Source organism: Promicromonospora thailandica (genome assembly GCF_024171955.1).
GTDB lineage: Bacteria > Actinomycetota > Actinomycetes > Actinomycetales > Cellulomonadaceae > Promicromonospora > Promicromonospora thailandica.
The window spans coordinates 367772-386967 of the sequence record NZ_JAMTCS010000003.1 but is presented as its reverse complement, the minus strand read 5'-3'; the positions used below and the strand labels follow the sequence as shown (position 1 = coordinate 386967).

Here is a 19196-nt window from a genome sequence, read left to right as displayed (position 1 = left end):
GTTCTCTTTCCGGTGGTGGTGTTCAGGTGCGATTGTGGTGGGTCTTCAGGCGCTGAGCGCGAGGAAGCGCTCGGCGAGCGCCGATCCGTCGGCGTCGCGCGCGATGACGAGGATGGTGTCGTCCCCCGCGATGGTGCCGAGCATGCCGGGGAACACGGAGTGGTCGATGGCCGAGGCGAGCAGGTTCGCCGCGCCCGGCGGGGTGCGCAGCACCACGAGGTTGCCCGACGACTCGGCCGAGACCAGCAGCTCCTTGGCGAGCCGCGCGAGCCGCGCGGACAGGTACTCCTCGCTCGCGTCGGACTGCGCGCTGCGGTCGCCGCCCTCCCCCGGCACGGCGTAGACGAGCGAGCCGTCCGAGCCGCGCACCTTCTCGGCCTGCAGCTCGATCAGGTCGCGCGACAGCGTGCCCTGGGTGACGCTCACGCCGTCCGCGGCCAGGGCGTCGGCGAGCTCCGCCTGGGAGTGGATGGCGTTGCGCGTCAGGATCGCGGTGATCCGGGCGTGCCGGGCCGCCTTGGTGGTCGCGGTGGTCGCGGTCTGCTTGGTGACCATCAGCCCTGCTCCAGGAGCCAGGTCAGCAGGGCCTTCTGCGCGTGCAGCCGGTTCTCGGCCTCGTCCCACACCACGCTCTGCGGCCCGTCGATGACGTCGGCGGTGATCTCCTTGCCGCGGTAGGCGGGCAGGCAGTGCAGCACGAGGGCGTCGGGCGCGGCGCCCGCGAGCAGCTCGGCGTTCAGCTGGTAGTCGCGGAACGGCTCGGCGCGCTCGGCGGCCTCCGCCTCGTCGCCCATCGACACCCAGGTGTCGGTGGCCACGACGGCGGCGTCCGCCACCGCCTCCTTGGCCGACGTCGTCACGGTCACCGAGCCGCCCGTGTCGCCGGCGATCTCGCGCGCCCGGGCGACCACGTCGCCGTCGGGCAGGTAGCCGTCCGGTCCCGCGACCCGCACGTGCAGGCCGGCGGTGGCGCCGCCGAGCAGGTAGGAGCTGCCCATGTTGTTGGCGGCGTCGCCCACGTAGGCGAACGTGGTGCCGGGCAGCGTCTCCAGGCCGCGGTGCTGCGCGACCGTGAGCAGGTCGGCGAGGATCTGGCACGGGTGGAACTGGTCGGTGAGCGCGTTGACCACCGGCACGCGGGAGGCCGCGGCCATCTCCTCGAGGCGCTCCTGCCCGTACGTGCGCCACGCGATGGCCGACACCTGCCGGTCGAGCACCCGCGTGGTGTCGGCGATCGACTCCCGCACGCCGATCTGCGCCAGCGTGCCGTCCACGACCAGGGGGAATCCGCCGAGCTCGGCGATGCCGGCCGCGAACGACACCTGCGTGCGCAGCGTCGGCTTGTCGGTGATGAACGCGACGGCGCGCGGGCCCTCCAGGGGGCGGCGGGCGAACCGGTCGGCGCGCAGCGCGAGGCCGAGCTCCAGGACGGCCTTCTGCTCGGCGGGCGTCAGGTCGTCGTCGCGCAGGAAGTGGCGGGTCATGCGGGGTCCTCCGTGAGCTGTGCGGGGTCGAGGGCCGCGAAGAAGCGGGCTGCCTCGGTGGCCTGCTCCGCGGTCAGGATCAGGGGTGGCGCGAGCCGGATCGCGTCGGGCGCCACGGCGTTGACGACGAGACCGGCCTCCAGCGCGGCCGTCGCAACCCGGGGCGCGACCGGTTCGTTCAGCACGACGGCCAGGAGCAGCCCGCGGCCGCGGACCTCCTTGACCAGGGGGCTGCCGCACATCTCGATCTCCTGGCGCAGCAGCGACCCGACCTCGCGCACGTTGGTCAGCAGGCCGTCGCGCTCGATCACGCCGAGCGTGGCGAGCGCCGCGGCCGCGGCCACCGGGTTGCCGCCGAACGTGCTGCCGTGCTGGCCGCGGCCGAGCAGGCGCGCGGCGTCGCCGTATGCGATCACCGCACCGACGGGGAACCCGCCGCCGAGGCCCTTGGCGACGGTGACGACGTCGGGCACGATGCCGCCGCCGATCTCGGGCTGCTGGTAGGCGAACCAGGACCCGCACCGGCCCACGCCCGTCTGCACCTCGTCCAGGACCAGGAGCGCGCCGTGCGCCGCGGTCAGGCGCCGGGCCGCGGCGAGGTAGCCGGGCGGCAGGGGCCGCACGCCCGCCTCGCCCTGTACGGGCTCGACCACCAGCGCCGCGACCTCGCCGTGCTCGGCGACCGACCGGGGCGTGAAGGCGGCCTCCAGGGCGGCCAGGTCGCCGAACGGCAGGTGCTCGACGCCGCCGGGCAGCGGCTCGAACGGCTCCCGGTAGGCCTGCTTGGCGGTCAGCGCGAGCGCGCCCATGGACCGGCCGTGGAACGCGCCCTCCAGCGCGAGCACGCGCGTGCGCGTGCCCACCCCGGACGACGCCGCCACGCGCCGCGTCATCTTGAACGCCGCCTCGACCGCCTCCGTGCCGGAGTTGGTGAAGAACACGCGCGAGCCGTCGGGCGCCTCGGCGACGCGCAGCAGCGCCTCGGCCAGGGCGATCTGCGCGGGCGTGCCGAAGAAGTTGGAGACGTGCCCCAGCGTGCCGAGCTGGGCGCTGATCGCGGCGGTCAGCGTGGGGTGCGCGTGGCCCAGCGCGTTCACCGCGATGCCCGCGAGCAGGTCGAGGTAGCGCTTGCCGTCGGCGTCCCACACGTACGCGCCCTCGCCGCGCACCAGCACGCGCTGCGGCGGACCGAACGTGTCCATGACGGCGCCCGTGTAGCGCTCGGTCCAGGCGGCGACCGAGCCGTCCGCGGACAGCTCCGCGCCCTCGGCGGGGACCAGGGTGCTCATGCCGTGCCACCTTCCCGGCCCGGCGTCGCCGGGACCACCATCGTGCCGTTGCCCTGCGTGGTGAAGACCTCCAGCAGCACGCTGTGCGGCTGCCGCCCGTCGATGACCGTGGCCGCGGGCACGCCGCCCTCCACGGCCCGCAGGCACGCCTCCATCTTGGGCACCATCCCGGCCTCCAGGCTGGGCAGGAGCGCCGAGAGCTCGGGCGCGGTGATGCGCTGCACCAGGGAGCCCTTGTCGGGCCACGCGGTGTAGAGACCCTCGACGTCGGTGAGGACGATGAGCTTCTTGGCGCCCAGGGCCACCGCGAGCGCCGAGGCCGCGGTGTCCGCGTTGACGTTGAGCACCTGCGTGGGGTCGTCCTTGTCGGGTGCGATCGTGGAGACGACGGGGATGCGCCCGGCCTCCAGCAGGTCCTCGACGGCGCGCGGGTCCACCTGGACGACGTCGCCCACGAGGCCGACATCGACGGGCTCGCCCTGGACCATCGCGTGGCGGCGCTCGGCGCCCAGGAGGCCGCCGTCCTCCCCGGACAGGCCGACGGCGACGGGGCCGTGCGCGTTGATCAGGCCGACCAGCTCGCGGCTGACCTGGCCGGTGAGCACCATGCGGACCACGTCCATGGCCTCGGGCGTGGTGACGCGCAGGCCGCCCTTGAACTCCGAGGCGATGCCGAGCCGGTCGAGCATGGCGTTGATCTGCGGTCCGCCGCCGTGCACGACGACGGGCCGCAGGCCCACCTGCCGCAGGAACACCATGTCCTGGGCGAAGGCGGCCTTGAGCGTGTCGTCGACCATGGCGTTGCCGCCGTACTTGACCACGACGAGGGCGCCGGAGAACTCCTGCAGCCAGGGCAGGGCCTCGATGAGCACCTCGGCCTTCTGGTCGGGCCGCAGCCCGTTCACGATGTCGCTGCTCATGTGCTGTACGCGCTGTTCTCGTGGACGTAGTCGTGCGTGAGGTCGTTGGTCCAGAGGGTCACCTCGGCGTCGCCCGCGTGCAGGTCGATGGTGAAGGTGACGTCGCGGGAGGCCGCCATGTCCACCTTCTCCGGCGGCTCGTGCGCGCCGCCCGCCTTGCAGACCATGACGCCGTTGACGCTCACGTCGAGCTCGGCGGGGTCGTAGGGGGCCACGTCCTCCGGGACGGTGCCCACCTGCGACAGGATGCGGCCCCAGTTGGGGTCGTTGCCGAAGACGGCGGCCTTGACCAGGTTGGACCGGCTCACGGCGCGGGCGACGGCCAGCGCGGCGTCCTCGGTGGTCGCGTTCGTGACGGTGATCGCGATGTCGTGGGACGCGCCCTCGGCGTCGGCCACGAGCTGGCGGGCGAGGTCGGCGCAGATCTCCGTGACGGCGGCGGTGAGCGCGTCCAGGCCCGGCGCGACGCCGGAGGCGCCCGAGGCCATGAGCACCACGGTGTCCGAGGTGGACATGGCGCCGTCGGAGTCGACGCGGTCGAACGTGACGCGCGTGGCGGAGCGCAGCGCGGCGTCGGCGTCGTCGGCGGCCACGACGGCGTCCGTGGTCACCACGCACAGCATCGTCGCCAGCGCGGGCGCGAGCATGCCCGCGCCCTTGGCCATGCCGCCCACGGTGAAGGTGCCCGCGGGAGTCTCGACGGTGCGCACCGCCGTCTTGGGCACGGTGTCGGTGGTCATGATCGCGGTGGCGGCGGCCGTGCCGGCCGCGTCGTCGGCCGCGAGCGCGCCGACCGCGACGGGCACGCCCGCGAGGAGCTTGTCCGCCGCGAGCCGCACGCCGATGAGGCCCGTCGAGGCGACGAGCACGTCGATGGCGCCGATGCCGAGCTCGCCGGCGACCTTCTCGGCGGTGGCGTGCGCGTCCTGGAACCCGCCCGGGCCCGTGCACACGTTGGCGCCGCCCGAGTTGAGCACGACGGCGCGCGCGACGCCGTCCTTGACGGCCTGCCGCGACCAGAGCACGGGCGCGCCCACGACGCGGTTGCTCGTGAACACCGCGGCGGCGGTGTGCTCGGGGCCGTCGTTGACCACGAGCGCCAGGTCGGGTGTGCCCGAGGCCTTGAGGCCGGCGGTGACGCCGGCGGCCCGGAACCCTTGCGGGGAGGTCACCGTCACGGGGCCACTCCTTCGGTGATGAGGCCGGCGGTCTCCCGCAGGCCGAGGGCGAGGTTCATGGACTGCACCGCGGCGCCCGCGGTGCCCTTGACCAGGTTGTCGATGGCCGTCACGGTGACCACGCGGCGGGCGGCGGCGTCGACGGCCACCTGGACCAGGGCCATGTTGGCGCCGAGCGTCATCGCGGTGCTCGGCCACTGCCCCTCGGGCAGCAGGTGCACGAACGGCTCGTCGGCGTAGGCAGCCTCCCAGGCGGCGCGGACCTGCTCCGGGTCGGCCCCCGGGGCCAGCGGGGCCGTCGCCGTGGCGAGGATGCCGCGGGACATCGGCACGAGCGTGGGCGTGAAGCTGAGGGTCACGTCCGGCGCGCCGGCGGCCCGCAGGTTCTGCCGGATCTCCGGGATGTGCCGGTGCGTGCCGCCCACGGCGTACGGCTGGGCGGACCCGAGCGCCTCGCTCGCCAGCAGGTGCGGCTTGAGCGCCTTGCCCGCGCCGGAGTATCCGTTGGCCAGCACGGCGACGACGTCGGTGGCCTCGACCACGCCCGCGGCCACGCCCGGCTGCAGGCCCAGGGTGACGGCCGTGACGTTGCAGCCGGGCACGGCGATGCGGCGCGTGCCGGGCAGCTTGTCGCGCTGGCGGGCCGCCGTGGCCAGGTCGGCGCCGGGCGCCTCGGCGTGGATCAGCTCCGGCATCCCGTACGGCCAGGTGCCCGCGTGCGTCGAGCCGTAGAACTGCTCCCAGTCGCTCGCCGACTCCAGGCGGTGGTCGGCGCCGAGGTCGATGACCAGCACGTCGTCCGGGAGCTGCGCCGCCACCTGGCCCGAGGCGCCGTGCGGCAGGGCGAGCAGCACGACCTCGTGCCCCGCGAGCGTCTCCGGCGTGGTGGGCTCCAGGATGCGGTGCGCCAGGCCGCGCAGGTGCGGCTGGACCTCGCCGAGGCTGGACCCGGCGCTGGCGTGCGCGGTGAGCGCGCCGATCTCGACGAACGGGTGGGCGGCCAGGAGGCGCAGCGCCTCCCCGCCGGCGTAGCCGGACGCACCGGCGACGGCGACTCGGACGAGCTGGCTGCTGGACATATTCGGTACTATACATAAATATGCAGCACGCCGGTAGCGGAGGTCAGTCGACCAGCGGCAGGTACATCACGTGCAGCCCCGTGTACCCGTGCGCGGGCGAGCGGAAGGCGCCGGGCACCGTGCCGACCACCTGGAACCCGAGCGACCGCCACAGGTGCACGGCCGCCGCGTTGGTCTGGACCACGGCGTTGAACTGGATGCCGCGGTAGCCGTGCTCCCGGTGCCAGGCGATCACGTGCTCGCCCAGCGCGCGGCCCACGCCGCGGCCGCGGGCGGCGTCGGCCACCATGAACGACGCCGTGCCCACGTGGGCGCCGTTGCCCGGCCGGTTGGGGCCCATCTTGGCGGTGCCGAGCACCACCGGGCCCTCCCCGCGGTCCTCCTCGAGCACCACGGTGGCGCCGGGCGGGGGCTCGATCCAGTACGCGCGGGCGGTCGGCTCGTCGATGTCGGTGGGGTAGGCGTAGGTCTCGCCCGCGCGGCACACGGACTCGATGACCGGCCAGACGGCGGGCCAGTCGGACTCGGCGAAGGGGCGGATGTCTCGGCTCACGCACCTCAACGTACCCGCCGCGGTCCGCGTGGTTAGGCTCGGCCCATGCACGCAGTCGTAGCCCGTGAGGCGGGCGGCCCCGAGGTCCTGTCGTACACCGAGATCCCCGACCCGGCACCGGGGCCGGGGCAGCTGCTGGTCCGCGTCGCCGCGGCCGGCGTGAACTTCATCGACACCTACCGCCGCGCCGGCGTGTACCCGATGTCGTACCCGCACGTCGTCGGCGTGGAGGGTGCCGGCACCGTGGAGGCGCTGGGCGACGGCGTGACCGGCTTCGCCGTCGGCGACCGGGTGGCCTGGCACGAGGGTCCGGGCTCCTACGCCGAGCTCGTGGCCGTGGACGCGGCCGGCGTGGTGCCCGTGCCGGACGGGCTGGACCTGACCGTGGCCGCCGCCCTGCCGCTGCAGGGCATCACGGCCCACTACCTGGTGCGCTCGACGTTCGAGGTGGCGCCGGGCCACGACATGCTGCTGACGGCGGGCGCGGGCGGCGTCGGCCTGCTGGCCACGCAGCTCGCCGCGGCGCACGGCGGACGCGTGATCACGACGGTCTCGACACCCGAGAAGGCCGCGCTCTCCACCGCGGCAGGTGCCGCGCACACCATCGACTACGCCGCGCTGGACGACCTCACGGCCGAGCTGCCGGCGCTGGTGCGCGAGCTCACCGACGGGCAGGGGGTGCACGTGGTGTACGACGGCGTGGGGCGGACCACGTTCGAGGCGTCGCTGGCGTCGCTGCGCCCGCGCGGCACGCTCGTGCTGTTCGGTGCGGCGTCCGGCCCGGTGCCGCCGTTCGACCCGCAGCGCCTCAACCGGGCCGGGTCGCTGTACCTCACGCGGCCGACGATCGCGCACTACGCGCTCACCCGCGAGGAGCTCGAGTGGCGCACCTCGGAGGTGCTGGGCGCGGCGGTGTCGGGCGACCTGGACGTCCGGGTCGGGGCCACCTACCCCCTGGCGGACGCGGCCGCGGCCCACGAGGCCCTGGAGGCTCGCGCCACGACGGGCAAGGTGCTCCTGGTCCCCTGACCCGTGCGGGCGGGTGGGTTTACAGGGGCAGCGGGGATGGCGACAATTCACCCGTCCCGTTCCCCTGTGCTCGGAGGTTCAACGTGGTACTTCCTCGCTCCTCACGCCTGCTGGCCGCGGCCGGCGCGACGCTCGTGCTCGGCGTGCTGGCCGCCGGCTCGGCCGCGGCCGTACCCGCCAGCGGACCCGAAGCCGGCTCCGACGACGCCGGCGTCAGCGTCGGCGTCCAGGCCACCGTGCGCCCGAGCCTCGTGCTCGACCGCGACTTCCCCGACCCGGACGTGTCGAAGTTCGGCGACACCTACTACGCGTACGCGACCAACGAGGGCAAGAACCTGCCCTGGGCCACCGCGCCGGACCCGGACGGGCCGTGGACGTACCGGACCACGGACGCGCTGCCGACCCTCGGCGCCTGGGCCCAGGAGGGGCGTACGTGGGCGCCGGACGTCTCGCGCCGCGCCGACGGCCGCTACCTGCTGTACTACACGGCCTGGCACGCGGCGTCCGGGCGCCAGTGCATCGGCGCCGCGCTGGCCGACTCCCCCGGCGGGCCGTTCGTGCCGGTCGGCAGCGAGCCGCTCGTGTGCCCGCTGGAGGCCGGCGGCGCCATCGACGCGTCCAGCTTCACCGACACCGACGGCACGCGGTACCTGGTCTGGAAGAACGACGGCAACGCCATCGGCGCCACCACGTGGATCCACGTGCAGCGGGTCGCGGCGGACGGCATCACGTTCCAGGGCGGCCCCACACAGGTGCTGCGCAACGACCGCGCCGACGAGGCGGGCATCATCGAGGCGCCCGTCATCACGAAGGCGAACGGGAAGTACGTGCTGTTCTACTCGGCCGGGCCGTACTCGACCGACAGCTACGGCACGAGCTACGCGGTGGCGAGCTCGGTCACCGGCCCCTACACCAAGGCGTTCCGGTTCCTCATGACCACCCAGTCGCTCGACGGCGCCGTCCGCGGGCCGGGCGGCGCCGACGTGCTGCGCGACGCGGGCGGCGACAAGCTCGTCTTCCACGGCCACCGGCCCGCGGGCGGGCGGGGCATGTACGTGGCCGACCTCGGCTGGGCGAACGAGCTCCCCGTGGTGCGCGGCAGCCGGGTGCGCTACGAGGCGGAGCGCGGCAGCCTGAACAACTGCTCGGTGCGCGAGAACGCGGCGGGCGCGTCCGACGGCAAGGTCGTCGCCTACATCGACCACGCGGACAGCTGGGTCGACGTCGGCGCGATCTACGTGCCGACCAGCGGCAGCTACACGCTGCACGTGGGCTACGCGAACGGCTCCGCCCAGACCGCCTCGCACACCGTCACGGTGAACGGCTCCGCGGCCGGCTCGATCAGCTACCCCGTGACCGGCTGGGACAGCTGGCGGCAGGCGTCGCAGGACATCACGCTCCGGGCCGGCTGGAACACCGTCCGGCTCGGCAAGGGCACGGCGTTCGCCGAGGTGGACTACATCGAGATCGCGTGACCCATGGCTCCTCGTCGTCGTGTATCTTGACATCAAGATACTCGACGACGAGGAGTTGCGATGGCCGACTGGAACCCCGGTGCCTACCTGCAGTACACCGACGAGCGGTCCCGCCCGTTCACCGACCTGATCGCGCGCGTGCCCGGCTCGCCCGCGACCGTCGTCGACCTCGGGTGCGGCCCCGGCCACCTCACCGCCGTGCTGCGCGCCCGCTGGCCCGACACCCGCGTGACCGGGGTGGACGCCTCCCCCGCCATGATCGAGCGGGCCCGCGCCACCGACCCCGGCACCGAGTACGTGCTGGGCGACCTCACCACCGACGACCACACCGCCGAGCTCGTCGTCAGCAACGCCGCCCTGCAGTGGGTACCCGGCCACCGTGACCTGCTGCCGGCGCTCGCCGACCGGGCACGGCGGACGTTCGCCTTCCAGGTACCCGGCAACCACGACGCGCCCAGCCACCTGCTGCTGCGCGAGGTCGCCGCCCGCGCCCCCTACGCCGACGTCGCCGGACCGGTCGAGCGGCGGGCCACCGCCGACCCCGCCGAGTACCTGGAGACCCTGGCCCGCCCGGGCTGGACCGTGGACACCTGGGAGACCACCTACACGCACGTGCTGCGGGGTCCGGACCCGGTGCTGCGCTGGATCTCGGCCACGGGCGCCCAGCCCACGCTCCAGGCGCTGGAGGCCGCCGACCCGGCCCTGCGCGCCCGGTTCGAGGACGAGCTCGGCACGGCGCTGCGCGCCGCCTACCCCGAGCACCCCTACGGCACCCCGCTCGCGTTCCGCCGCGTCTTCGCCGTCGCGACCCGGGTCTGACCGGGCTACCGCTCCAGGTCGATCACCGTCTTGACCTCGTGCCCGCCGCCGGACCCGTCCTCGAACGCCTCCAGCGCGTCCTCGAGCGGCACCCGGCGGGTCACGACCCGCCGGAGCCAGCCGAGGTCGGCGTCGGCGAGCGCCTGCGCGCCGGCCCGGTAGTGTGTCAGGTTGGCGTTCACGGAACCGATCACGGCGTCGTTGTCCAGCACGATCCCGCGGTTCGCGGCCCCGACGTCGAACTCCAGCCTGCGGCCGGACGACGTCACGCCGGTCAGGCACGTCACCCCGTAGCTCCCGGTCGCCGACAGCGCGTCGAGCACCACCTGCCCGGCACCGGTCGCCTCGATCACGATGTCCGGACGCACGGCCTCGGCCACCTCCGGCACGGGCCGGGAGTGGTACTCCGCGCCCAGGTCGGCCACCAGCCCCGGCTTCGGACCGTCGGTCACCCGGTCCAGGACGTGCACCTCCAGCCCGCGCCGCACCCCGAGCAGCGCGGCCAGCAGACCGATGGGGCCGGCGCCCGTCACGAGCGCCACCCGCGGCTCGAACCACGCCCGCTCCCCCACGAGCTGGACCTGCTCCCACGCCTTGGCCACCACGGTGGTCGGCTCCAGCAGCATGCCCACGTCCTCCAGCGACGGGTCCAGCCGCACGGCGTAGTCCGCCTCCACCGTCCACCGCTGCGCCGCGAAACCGTCCAGCGCCTTGATGCCCCGCTCGGTGTACCGGCCGTTGCGGCACATGTCGAACTGGCCCCGGGCGCACGCCCCGCACGGTTCGGGGTCGGGCCGGCGCACCACGCCGGCCACCAGGTCGCCCGGCGCGAAGCCCGAACCCTCCGGCGCGGTGCGCACCCGCCCCAGCGACTCGTGGCCCAGCACCAGGCGCTCGCGGCCGGGCGGGGCCCAGCCGTACTCCCCCGCCGCGATCTCCCGGTCGGTGCCGCAGACGCCGACGGCGATGCCGTCGACCAGCAGCTCGCCCGGGCCCGGCTCGGGCTCGTCCACGTCGGTCACGGCGAGCGTCCCGGGCTGCCCCGGGACCAGGGTCAGTGCGCGCATCAGGCGGTCTCCTCCTCGACGGGCTGAAGCCGGGCAGGCTGAGGCTCGGGCTGAACCTCGGTGGGCCGGGGTCCGGCCGGGCTCGGGCCGTCCGCGGCCGGACGCGGCCGCACGCCCGACTCACGGTCGCGGACCGTCACGCCGCGGCCGAGCCGCAGCGCGCTGTTGACCAGGCCGAGGTGGCTAAACGCCTGGGGCGTGTTGCCGAGGTGCGCGCCCGTGCGGTGGTCGTACTCCTCGCTGAGCAGCCCGAGGTCGTTGGTCAGGCCCACCAGGCGCTCGTAGAGGGCGACCGCCTCGTCGGGGCGCCCGATGCCGTGCAGGGCGTCGACCAGCCAGAAGCTGCACACCAGGAACGTCGACTCGTCGCCCGGCAGGCCGTCCACCCGGCCGTCGGCGTCCGTGCGGTAGCGCAGGAGCAGGCCGTCGCGGCCCAGCTCGCGCTGCACGGCCTCCACGGTGCCGACCACGCGCGGGTCGTCCCACGGCAGGAACCCGACCTGCCCGATCAGCAGCAGCGCCGCGTCCACCCCGCGCGAACCGTAGAACTGCGTGAACGTGTTCCGATCGGGGTCGTACCCGTTCGCGCAGACGTCGGCGTGGATGCGGTCGCGCACGGCTCGCCAGCGTTCGACCGGCTCGCCCTCCAGGCCGCCGTCCTCCACCGCGCGCACAGCCCGGTCGAAGCCGGCCCACGCCATGACCCGCGAGTGCACGAACGCGCGCCGCGGTCCGCGGATCTCCCACAGCCCGTTGTCGAGGTCGTCCCAGTGCTTCTCGAGGTGGTCCAGCAGCGCCTTCTGCAGCTCCCACGCCTCGGCGTCCGTCTCCAGCCCCGCCTCGCGCGCCAGGTGCAGGGCGTCCAGCACCTCGCCCCAGACGTCGATCTGGAGCTGGTCCACCGCACCGTTGCCGACACGCACCGGCGCGGAGCCCCCGAAGCCCGGCAGCCAGTCCAGCGTGTACTCCGGCAGGCGGCGCCGCCCGTCCAGCCCGTACATGATCTGCAGGTCGGCCGGGTCGCCCGCCGCCGCGCGCAGGAGCCAGGCCCGCCACGCCCGCGCCTCGTCGACGAAGCCGGTGCCCACCAGCGCCTGCAGCGTGAAGGCCGCGTCCCGCAGCCAGCAGTACCGGTAGTCCCAGTTGCGCGACCCGCCGAGCTGCTCCGGCAGCGACGTCGTCGCCGCGGCCGCGATGGCACCGGTCGGTGCGAACGTCAGCGCCTTGAGGGTGATCAGCGAACGGTGGACGGCGTCCGCCCACGGCCCGTCGTAGGTCGAGCGCGCCAGCCACGCGTGCCAGAACTCCTCCGTGTCCCGCAGCGCCACCGCGGCCTCCACCGGCGGCTTCGTGGGCAGGTGGGACGCGTGGTAGGTGAGCACGAACGGCACCCGCTCCCCCGGCCCCACGGTGAAGTCGGCGCGCAGCACCGAGCCCTCCGCCACGCCGTCGTGCGACAGCGGCACCCCCGCGTCCACGCGCACCGAGTCGGGGCCCGCCACCGCGCGCAGCGCCCGGCCCTCCTCGGTGACCCACGGCACCACGTGCCCGTAGTCGAACCGCAACCGCAGCACGGTCGTCATGGGCACCCGCCCGCTGATCCCCTCGACGACACGCACCAGGTCGGCCTGGTCGCCGCGCGGCGGCATCAGGTCGATCACGCGCACCTGCCCCTCGGGCAGGTCCCACTCCGTCTCGAGGATCAGCGTGCCGTCCCGGTAGCGGCGCCGCGTGCACTCCCCGCCCGCCGCGGGACCGAGCCGCCACGAACCGTGGCTCTCGTCCCCGAGGAGGGCGGCGAAGCACGCCGGCGAGTCGAACTGCGGCAGGCACATCCAGTCGACCGCGCCGTCGCGCCCGACCAGCGCTGCGGTCTGCAGGTCCCCGACGATCCCGTAGTCCTCGATGCGACGCGTCATCGCACTCAGACTAGGTGCGGCGCACGCCGCTCACCAGGGGACGCACTCAGAACGACGACGCGTCCGCCGCGTACACCCAGCGGTACCCGGGGTACTCCCCCAGCGACCACAGGTAGTCCCGGGTCGGGTCGTAGGACAGGTCCTCCGCCCCCACGGTCAGCGCGTCCCCGTGCCGCACGAGCGACCCCGACGGCGCACGGAACGTGTGCAGGTCGCCGTCCGAGGTCGGGTTCGAGTGGTCCGACCCGTCGCTCTGGGAGAAGAAGAACTCCCCGTCGATCGCCGTCGACCCCTGCACGCTCTCCAGATCCGTCCGGTACGCCTCCGTCGCCTTGATCACGCCGTCCGACGCCGGCTCGAGATACCGGTCCGTGTAGTCGATCGGCACCCGGACGGTGCGCACCTGAGCGCCCTTCGCGAGGTCGTCCTTGCTGCGGTACTCGCTCACCACCACCGAGTCCGGCGACGACGTCCGGTCCAGCGACACCGACGAGTGCTGCAGCTGCGCGTACCCGCCCACCGTCGAGTCGGCGAACTTCGCCGTCTGCGGCAGCACGTACTTGTAGTCGAACGCGTGGTACGAACCGTCCGGCTGACGACCCACCTTCGACGCGCTCCCCGTCGAGACCCGCCACAGGTGGTCCAGGTCGAACACCCGGAAACCGCCCGACGTGTCCGCCACGTACAGCAGGTTGCCGTACCACATGATGCCGCCCGCGTGGACGTTCACCGGCTTGTACGACGGCGCGCTCGACGTGCCGCTCGGCTCCACCAGCAGCACGTGCCGGTACGGCGGGGCCGAGGCGCTCGCCGACAGGTTCGAGACGCTGATCCGGACGCCCTTGTCGATCCCGTCCTCCGCGTGGTCGTACCAGCTCACGAGGTTGAGGCGCTTGCCCTCGTAGGTGCCCTCGCCGTACGCGTCGGAGCTCGTCGTGATGCCCTGCGGGTACCAGTCGCTCGTGCCCCGGTCGCCGTCGTTCCAGCAGTAGTAGGCCGTGCGGTGCGTGACCGACGGGGCGCTGGGACAGCTCGGGGTGCGGTTGGCGTCGTCGGCCACGGCGCTCATGGTCACGTTGGGCAGCGCCGCGTCGAGAGCTGAGATCAGCGCCGACGGCGTGTGCGACAGGGTGTAGCGGAAGTTGCTCGCGGTGAGCGGGGTGACGGCCGCCGCGAGCCGGTCGCCCGATGGGTCCGGGCCTGCGGCGGGACCCGCCGCGGCGGGGTTCGCCGTGGCCAGCAGGGCGACCACCCCCAGGGTCGCGACGACGAGTGCGGGACGACGACTGCGCATGGTGGTCTCCTTGGTCGAGGGGACTGCTGCTCGTCCACCGTACGGACGGCTCACCGGGCGTGCCAGCAAAAAACCTTCTCTCCTGATGACAGCGTTGACAGTCCGTTTCCCGGGTCGTACGTTCCCCTCTGGCGGGCCGCACGGGCGGTCCGCCGTGCCGAGCAGTCCGAGCAGCGAAGCGGGTGGACCGATGGTGTTCCGAGACCTTGCACGTGCCCTGATCACGGTCGTCACGGCGGCGGGGGTCGTCGTCAGCGGCGGCGTCACCGCGGGGGCGTCCGCACCACGCGCCGACACGTGGTCGACGTCGTGGGCGCAGTCGCAGCAGCGCGCCTCCGGACTGAGCCCGGAGACCTTCCAGAACCGGTCGGTCCGTATCGTGACCCGGGTGACGCAGGGCGGCTCCGCGCTGCGCCTACGGCTGCAGAACCAGTTCGGTACGGCGCCGCTGGTGGTGGACGCCACGACGGCGGGCCTGAGCGCCGGGGGTGCCGCCGTCCGGCCGGAGAGCTTGCGCAGCGTCACCTTCGGTGGCGCCCGCAGGGTGTCGATCCCGGCCGGCGGGCAGGTCTGGAGCGACCCGGTCGCCCTCGCGACGTCCGACCTGGCCGACGTCGCCGTCAGCTTCTACCTGTCCGGCCCCACCCGGATGATGCTGCACGACCTGGCCGGCCGCACCAACTACTTCTCGACGCCGAACGGCGGCGACCGGACCACCGACACCTCGGGCGGCGGCTTCCCCGAGACGCACGGCTGGACCTACCTGGTCAGCGCCGTGGACGTGCTCGGCCCCCGCGTCGGCGGCACCGTGGTGGCGTACGGCAGCTCCGTGGTCGACGGCGTGGGCGCAGACAGCTGCGGTCCCGGCTGCCCGCCGCCCGCCGTCTTCCAGCGCTGGACCGACACGCTCGCACGGCGCGTCGTCGACGAGCTGCCGGGCGACCGCCAGATCTCCGTGGTCAACGAGGGCATCTCCGGGACGACGGCGGCACCGGCGTGCGGGGGCGACGGCAACGACGGCGTCACCCGGCTGGACCGCGACGTGCTCGCCCTGCACGACGTCAAGGCGGTCATCTACTACTACGGCACCAACGACCTGGCCAACAACTGCAGCGCCGAGACCATCCTGGCGGCGTACCGCGACACGTTCGCCCGGCTGCGCGCGGCGGGGATCAAGGTGTTCGTCACGCCGATCACGCCGCGGCCGGGCTACACGGCGGAGCAGAACGCACGCCGCGCCGTCGTCAACCAGTTCGTGCGCGGCGGCGGCAACTGCTCGGGCACGTGCGACGGTGTCTTCGACTTCGACGCCGTGCTGCGGGACCCGGCGAACGCCAACTCGATCCGGCCCGAGTACGACACCGGGGACGGCGTGCACGCCAACATCGCGGGGCAGACGGCGATCGCCCGGTCGGTGCCGCTGGACCGCCTCCGGCGCGCGGTGCTCTCGACCCACTGACGGCCCGCCGCCGGCCCCCTCACCCGCCGCTGGCCCCCTCACCCGCCGCCGATCACCTTCGAGACCGAGGTTGCTTCGCTTTGAGCCCTGTCAAAGCGAAGCAACCTCGGTCTCGAAGAGAAGGGGGCGGGCGCGGCTCGGCCCCCGGGCGGCGCCGGGCGGGGCCGGGCGGGGTGGGCGCGGGGCCAGGCGGGTACTCAGCGGGTCGTGAGGGCTCTCGTCAGCGGGTCGTCGCTGCCCGCCGGGAGCACGCGGAGGCGGCGGGCCGTGGCCTGGGTGCCCTCCGCGGCGACCTGCGCGGCGCGCTCCTTCAGGGACTCCGGCGTGTCGTCGGAGACCCGCAGGAACCAGCCCGAGCAGGCGTCGAGCTCGCCCGCCGCGATGGCGTTCACCACGTCGGTGACCCGCTCGACCGACGTCCACTCGGTGCGGCCCTGGTGCAGGGTCATGCCGGTCGACATGTCGGTGCGCACCACGCCAGGCGCGAGCTCGAAGACCCGCAGCCCGTGCCGGAACCCGTCGTCGTGCAGGTTGGCACCGAGCCGCAGCAGGGCGGTCTTGCTCGCGTTGTACGCCGAGCTGCCGCCCCGCATCTCGTGCGAGCTGGCCCCGGAGGCCAGGTCGACGACCCGCCCGCCGCCGCGCGCGATCATGCCGGGCACCACCGCACGGTCGAAGAGGAACGGCCCCCGCACGTTGGTCTCGAAGACCGACCACCACTCGTCGGGGTCCGCCTCCCACAGGGGGTGCTCCGACTCCAGCGCACCCGCGTTGTTGACGAGCAGGTCGATCGAGCCGAGCACCTCCTCGGCGTGCGCCACGGCGGCGTTCACGGCCGCCGCGTCCGAGACGTCGGCGGTCAGCTCGACCGCGGTCACGCCGAGCGCCCGGACGCCCTCGGCGACGGACCGGATGCGCTCCGCGTCCCGCGCGAGCAGGGCGACGTCCAGCCCTGCCCGCGCGAGACCCAGCGCGATCTCCCGGCCGATGCCACGTGAGGCGCCTGTGACCAGCGCGGTGCGCGCCGGCGGGACCTGTCCCGCCGGCGCCACCTGCGACCCTCCGCTCGGCTCAGCCACGGAGCACCGCTCCGACCCGCTGCGCCGCCGACTCCACGACGGCGTCCCGCACCGCGCGAACCTCCTGCGCGGACAGGGTCCGGTCCGCGGCCCGCAGGCGGAGCGAGTACGCCAGGGACTTGCGCCCCTCGCCCACCTGCTCGCCGGTGAAGACGTCGAACAGCGCGACCTCCTCCAGCAGGTCACCGGCGCCGGTCACGATCGCCGACCGCACCGCCTCGGCGGGCACGTCACCGTCGACCACGAAGGCGAAGTCCTCCTTGGCGGCAGGGAACGCCGACACCGGCGTCGCCACGACGGGCTCACCCGAGGCGGCCCCGACCAGGACGGTCAGGTCCACCTCGAACGCCGCGGCGCGAGCGGGCAGCCCGAGGGTCTCGACGACCTTGGGGTGCAGCTCGCCGGCGTGGCCGACGACGGTGCCGTCGGCGAGCTCCAGCCGAGCACACCGGCCCGGGTGCCACGGCATCCGCTGCGTGTCCGGCACGACGACGACCTCGACCCCGGCCCGCTCGGTCACCAGCCGCGCCGCCGCCAGGGCGTCCTCCCAGCCGGCCGCGCGACCCGCACCCCACCAGCCGGCGAGCTCACGCCGGCCGGTCAGCACGCCGGCGACCAGCCGCGGCTGGTGCGGCACAGCGGCGTCGAGCGCGGCGAGCTGCTCGTCGGTGGGTCGTGCGCCGCCGGGCAGCGTGGGCGCCGCGGGGGCGCCCGGAGCCGGCCGCGTGACCAGGCCGACCTCGTACACGGCGAGGTCGGTCAGCCCGCGCGACACGTTGCGGCGCACCGTGTCGAGCAGCGTGACGAGCAGGGTCGACCGCATCAGCGGCTTGTCGTCCGCCATGGGGTTGACCAGGCGCAGCGACGCACGCCGCTCGTCATCGGCCGGGAGGCCGAGCGCGTCGTACTCGGGCGTGCCGACGAAGGGGTAGCTGAGCGTCTCGACGAAGCCCGACTCTGCGAGCGCCCGCGCGACCGACCGGCGCGTGCGCTGCTCGGCGGTCAGGCCCCGGCCGCCCGGGGCGGACGGGAGCACCGAGGGCACCTGGTCGTAGCCCTGGATGCGGACGACCTCCTCGACCAGGTCGGCCGGTCCGGTGAGGTCCGGGCGCCAGGTGGGCGGCGTGACGGTGAGCACGCCCTCGCGGGCCGGCTCGACCGTCGCGCCGATCTCCTCGAGCGTGCCGCGCACCTGCTCGGGCGTGTACTCGACGCCCGCGAGCCGCGTGGGCTCCGACAGCTTGAGCTCGACGGGCCCGGGCAGCGCCCCCGCGGTCTCGTCGAGGTCGCTCACGGCCGGGTCGGCGGTGCCGCCGCCCAGCTCGACGAGCAGGTCGACCACGCGCTGCGCCGCGACGGGCGGCAGCAGGGGGTCGACCCCGCGCTCGAACCGCTTGGCGGCCTCGCTCGAGAGCTTGTGCCGCCGCGAGGTGCGCGCCACGGTGATCTGGTCGAAGTGCGCCGCCTCCACGAGCACGTCCGTGGTGGTGTCGCTGACCTCGGAGGAGGCGCCCCCCATCACGCCGGCGAGGCCGAGCACCCGGCTGCCCGGGCCGTCGGGCGAGTCGGTGATGAGCAGGTCCTCCGTGTCGAGCGCGCGGTCCACGTCGTCGAGCGTCGTGAGCCGCTCGCCCGCCGCGGCCCGGCGCACGACGACCGGGCCAGCGACCTTGGCGAGGTCGTAGGCGTGCAGCGGCTGCCCCAGGTCGAGCATCACGTAGTTGGTGACGTCCACGGCCAGCGAGATCGAGCGCATGCCCGAACCCTCGAGGCGGTGCTTCATCCACGCCGGCGTGGGCGCGGACGGGTCGATGCCCCGCACGATCCGCGTCACGAACCGGTCGCACCCGGCCACGCCGTTGATCGGTGCGTCGTCCTGGACGCGCACCTCGAAGCCGTCCGCGGTCGCCGCGGGCTCGGCACCCGAGGGCAGACCGTGGTCGGTGAACTTCGCGCCCGTGGAGTGCGCGTACTCGCGGGCCACCCCGCGGTAGCTGAACGCGTAGCCGCGGTCCGGCGTCACGTTGATCTCCAGGACCTCCTCGCCCAGGCCGAGGAGCGCGATCGCGTCCTGCCCCGGCGTGAGATCGGCGGCGTCGTGCCCCGCGCGCGTCAGGACCAGGATCCCGTCGTGGTCCTCGCCGATGCCGAGCTCACGGACCGAGCAGATCATGCCGTCGGACACGTGGCCGTACGTCTTGCGCGCGGCGATCGGGAACGGGCCGGGCAGCACGGTGCCGGGCAGGGCGACCACCACGAGGTCACCGACGCCGAAGTTGTGCGCGCCGCACACGATGCCGCGCGCGCCCTGCTCGTCGTTGTGCTCCGGGCCGACGTCGACCCGGCACCAGTTGATCGTCTTGCCGTTCTTCTGGGGCTCCGGCGTCTGCTCCAGCACGCGGCCGACCACCAGCGGTCCGGTCACGGCCGCGGGGTGGATCGCCTCTTCCTCCAGGCCGACCTTCACGAGATCGGCCGCCAGCTGCTCGGCGGTGAGGTCGGCGGGCAGCTCGACGTGGTCGGCCAGCCAGTCCTTCACGATGAGGGGCACT

Annotated in this window: 16 protein-coding genes; 4 read left to right on the top strand and 12 right to left on the bottom strand. The window is 74.2% G+C overall.

The annotated features are described in order from the left end of the window. Positions 1 to 45: 45 nt before the first annotated feature. The 7 genes from APR03_RS07045 to APR03_RS07015 are packed head-to-tail and all read right to left on the bottom strand — an operon-like array spanning position 46 to position 6503. Positions 46 to 555, bottom strand: coding sequence for an arginine repressor (locus tag APR03_RS07045; RefSeq protein ID WP_253834005.1), 510 nt, complete (start codon positions 553 to 555; stop codon positions 46 to 48). Next, entirely contained in the window at positions 555 to 1484 is a 930-nt protein-coding gene (gene argF / locus APR03_RS07040) for an ornithine carbamoyltransferase (RefSeq protein ID WP_253834003.1), read from the bottom strand. The genes APR03_RS07045 and argF overlap by 1 nt, the downstream gene beginning before the upstream one ends. After that, complete coding sequence (locus tag APR03_RS07035; RefSeq protein ID WP_253834001.1) at positions 1481 to 2773, bottom strand: acetylornithine transaminase; 1293 nt, start codon at positions 2771 to 2773, stop codon at positions 1481 to 1483. Before APR03_RS07035 ends, argF begins: the two co-directional genes overlap by 4 nt. Beyond that, on the bottom strand, positions 2770 to 3693 hold the full coding sequence (gene argB / locus APR03_RS07030; RefSeq protein ID WP_253833999.1) for an acetylglutamate kinase: 924 nt from the start codon (positions 3691 to 3693) through the stop codon (positions 2770 to 2772). Before argB ends, APR03_RS07035 begins: the two co-directional genes overlap by 4 nt. Next, entirely contained in the window at positions 3690 to 4871 is a 1182-nt protein-coding gene (gene argJ, locus APR03_RS07025) for a bifunctional glutamate N-acetyltransferase/amino-acid acetyltransferase ArgJ (protein WP_253833997.1), read from the bottom strand. Before argJ ends, argB begins: the two co-directional genes overlap by 4 nt. Continuing rightward, positions 4868 to 5950, bottom strand: a complete 1083-nt coding sequence (argC, locus tag APR03_RS07020) for an N-acetyl-gamma-glutamyl-phosphate reductase (protein WP_253833995.1) — start codon at positions 5948 to 5950, stop codon at positions 4868 to 4870. Before argC ends, argJ begins: the two co-directional genes overlap by 4 nt. Before the next feature lie 43 nt (positions 5951 to 5993). Then, positions 5994 to 6503 (bottom strand): GNAT family N-acetyltransferase, encoded by a 510-nt coding sequence (locus APR03_RS07015; protein WP_253833994.1) that lies wholly within the window; start codon positions 6501 to 6503, stop codon positions 5994 to 5996. Positions 6504 to 6548: 45 nt separating this feature from the next. Between APR03_RS07015 and APR03_RS07010 the strand changes: the two genes are divergently transcribed. The 3 genes from APR03_RS07010 to APR03_RS07000 all read left to right on the top strand — a co-directional run bounded on the left by APR03_RS07010 (position 6549) and on the right by APR03_RS07000 (position 9826). Beyond that, positions 6549 to 7532 (top strand): quinone oxidoreductase family protein, encoded by a 984-nt coding sequence (locus APR03_RS07010; protein WP_253833992.1) that lies wholly within the window; start codon positions 6549 to 6551, stop codon positions 7530 to 7532. Positions 7533 to 7615: 83 nt separating this feature from the next. Then, positions 7616 to 9007 carry a family 43 glycosylhydrolase gene (locus APR03_RS07005; RefSeq protein ID WP_253833990.1) on the top strand — a complete coding sequence of 464 codons (1392 nt, stop codon included), beginning with the start codon at positions 7616 to 7618 and terminating at the stop codon, positions 9005 to 9007. Positions 9008 to 9067: 60 nt separating this feature from the next. Beyond that, complete coding sequence (locus tag APR03_RS07000) at positions 9068 to 9826, top strand: methyltransferase domain-containing protein (RefSeq protein WP_253833988.1); 759 nt, start codon at positions 9068 to 9070, stop codon at positions 9824 to 9826. 5 nt (positions 9827 to 9831) lie between these two features. Here the strand turns inward: APR03_RS07000 and APR03_RS06995 are convergent, their stop codons facing one another. Genes APR03_RS06995 through APR03_RS06985 form a run of 3 tightly spaced genes read right to left on the bottom strand, consistent with a single transcriptional unit; the run spans position 9832 to position 14106 of the window. After that, complete coding sequence (locus tag APR03_RS06995; RefSeq protein ID WP_253833986.1) at positions 9832 to 10893, bottom strand: glucose 1-dehydrogenase; 1062 nt, start codon at positions 10891 to 10893, stop codon at positions 9832 to 9834. After that, the gene (locus APR03_RS06990) at positions 10893 to 12812 is read right to left on the bottom strand and encodes a glycoside hydrolase family 15 protein (RefSeq protein ID WP_253833984.1); all 1920 of its coding nucleotides are present in this window, start codon (positions 12810 to 12812) and stop codon (positions 10893 to 10895) included. The genes APR03_RS06995 and APR03_RS06990 overlap by 1 nt, the downstream gene beginning before the upstream one ends. 46 nt (positions 12813 to 12858) lie before the next feature. Beyond that, positions 12859 to 14106 (bottom strand): hypothetical protein, encoded by a 1248-nt coding sequence (locus APR03_RS06985; protein WP_253833982.1) that lies wholly within the window; start codon positions 14104 to 14106, stop codon positions 12859 to 12861. Positions 14107 to 14296: 190 nt separating this feature from the next. Between APR03_RS06985 and APR03_RS06980 the strand changes: the two genes are divergently transcribed. Continuing rightward, positions 14297 to 15565, top strand: coding sequence for a GDSL-type esterase/lipase family protein (locus APR03_RS06980; protein WP_253833980.1), 1269 nt, complete (start codon positions 14297 to 14299; stop codon positions 15563 to 15565). Between the two features lie 197 nt (positions 15566 to 15762). On the opposite strand, the gene APR03_RS06975 is transcribed toward APR03_RS06980, so the two are convergent. Together APR03_RS06975 and pheT are read right to left on the bottom strand one after the other, a co-directional pair. Next, on the bottom strand, positions 15763 to 16644 hold the full coding sequence (locus tag APR03_RS06975; RefSeq protein WP_253833978.1) for an SDR family NAD(P)-dependent oxidoreductase: 882 nt from the start codon (positions 16642 to 16644) through the stop codon (positions 15763 to 15765). Further along, on the bottom strand, positions 16637 to 19195 hold the full coding sequence (gene pheT, locus APR03_RS06970; protein WP_253833976.1) for a phenylalanine--tRNA ligase subunit beta: 2559 nt from the start codon (positions 19193 to 19195) through the stop codon (positions 16637 to 16639). The genes APR03_RS06975 and pheT overlap by 8 nt, the downstream gene beginning before the upstream one ends. Position 19196 lies beyond the last annotated feature (1 nt).

What these genes read in the sequence shown, in the direction of transcription:
- APR03_RS06985 (WP_253833982.1), bottom strand. Translation starts at nt 14,106, where the DNA reads ATGCGCAGTCGTCGTCCCGCACTCGTCGTCGCGACCCTGGGGGTGGTC.
- argF (WP_253834003.1), bottom strand. Translation starts at nt 1,484, where the DNA reads ATGACCCGCCACTTCCTGCGCGACGACGACCTGACGCCCGCCGAGCAG.
- APR03_RS06980 (WP_253833980.1), top strand. Translation starts at nt 14,297, where the DNA reads ATGGTGTTCCGAGACCTTGCACGTGCCCTGATCACGGTCGTCACGGCG.
- APR03_RS07000 (WP_253833988.1), top strand. Translation starts at nt 9,068, where the DNA reads ATGGCCGACTGGAACCCCGGTGCCTACCTGCAGTACACCGACGAGCGG.
- argB (WP_253833999.1), bottom strand. Translation starts at nt 3,693, where the DNA reads ATGAGCAGCGACATCGTGAACGGGCTGCGGCCCGACCAGAAGGCCGAG.
- APR03_RS07045 (WP_253834005.1), bottom strand. Translation starts at nt 555, where the DNA reads ATGGTCACCAAGCAGACCGCGACCACCGCGACCACCAAGGCGGCCCGG.
- APR03_RS06995 (WP_253833986.1), bottom strand. Translation starts at nt 10,893, where the DNA reads ATGCGCGCACTGACCCTGGTCCCGGGGCAGCCCGGGACGCTCGCCGTG.
- argC (WP_253833995.1), bottom strand. Translation starts at nt 5,950, where the DNA reads ATGTCCAGCAGCCAGCTCGTCCGAGTCGCCGTCGCCGGTGCGTCCGGC.
- APR03_RS07035 (WP_253834001.1), bottom strand. Translation starts at nt 2,773, where the DNA reads ATGAGCACCCTGGTCCCCGCCGAGGGCGCGGAGCTGTCCGCGGACGGC.
- APR03_RS07010 (WP_253833992.1), top strand. Translation starts at nt 6,549, where the DNA reads ATGCACGCAGTCGTAGCCCGTGAGGCGGGCGGCCCCGAGGTCCTGTCG.
- APR03_RS06990 (WP_253833984.1), bottom strand. Translation starts at nt 12,812, where the DNA reads ATGACGCGTCGCATCGAGGACTACGGGATCGTCGGGGACCTGCAGACC.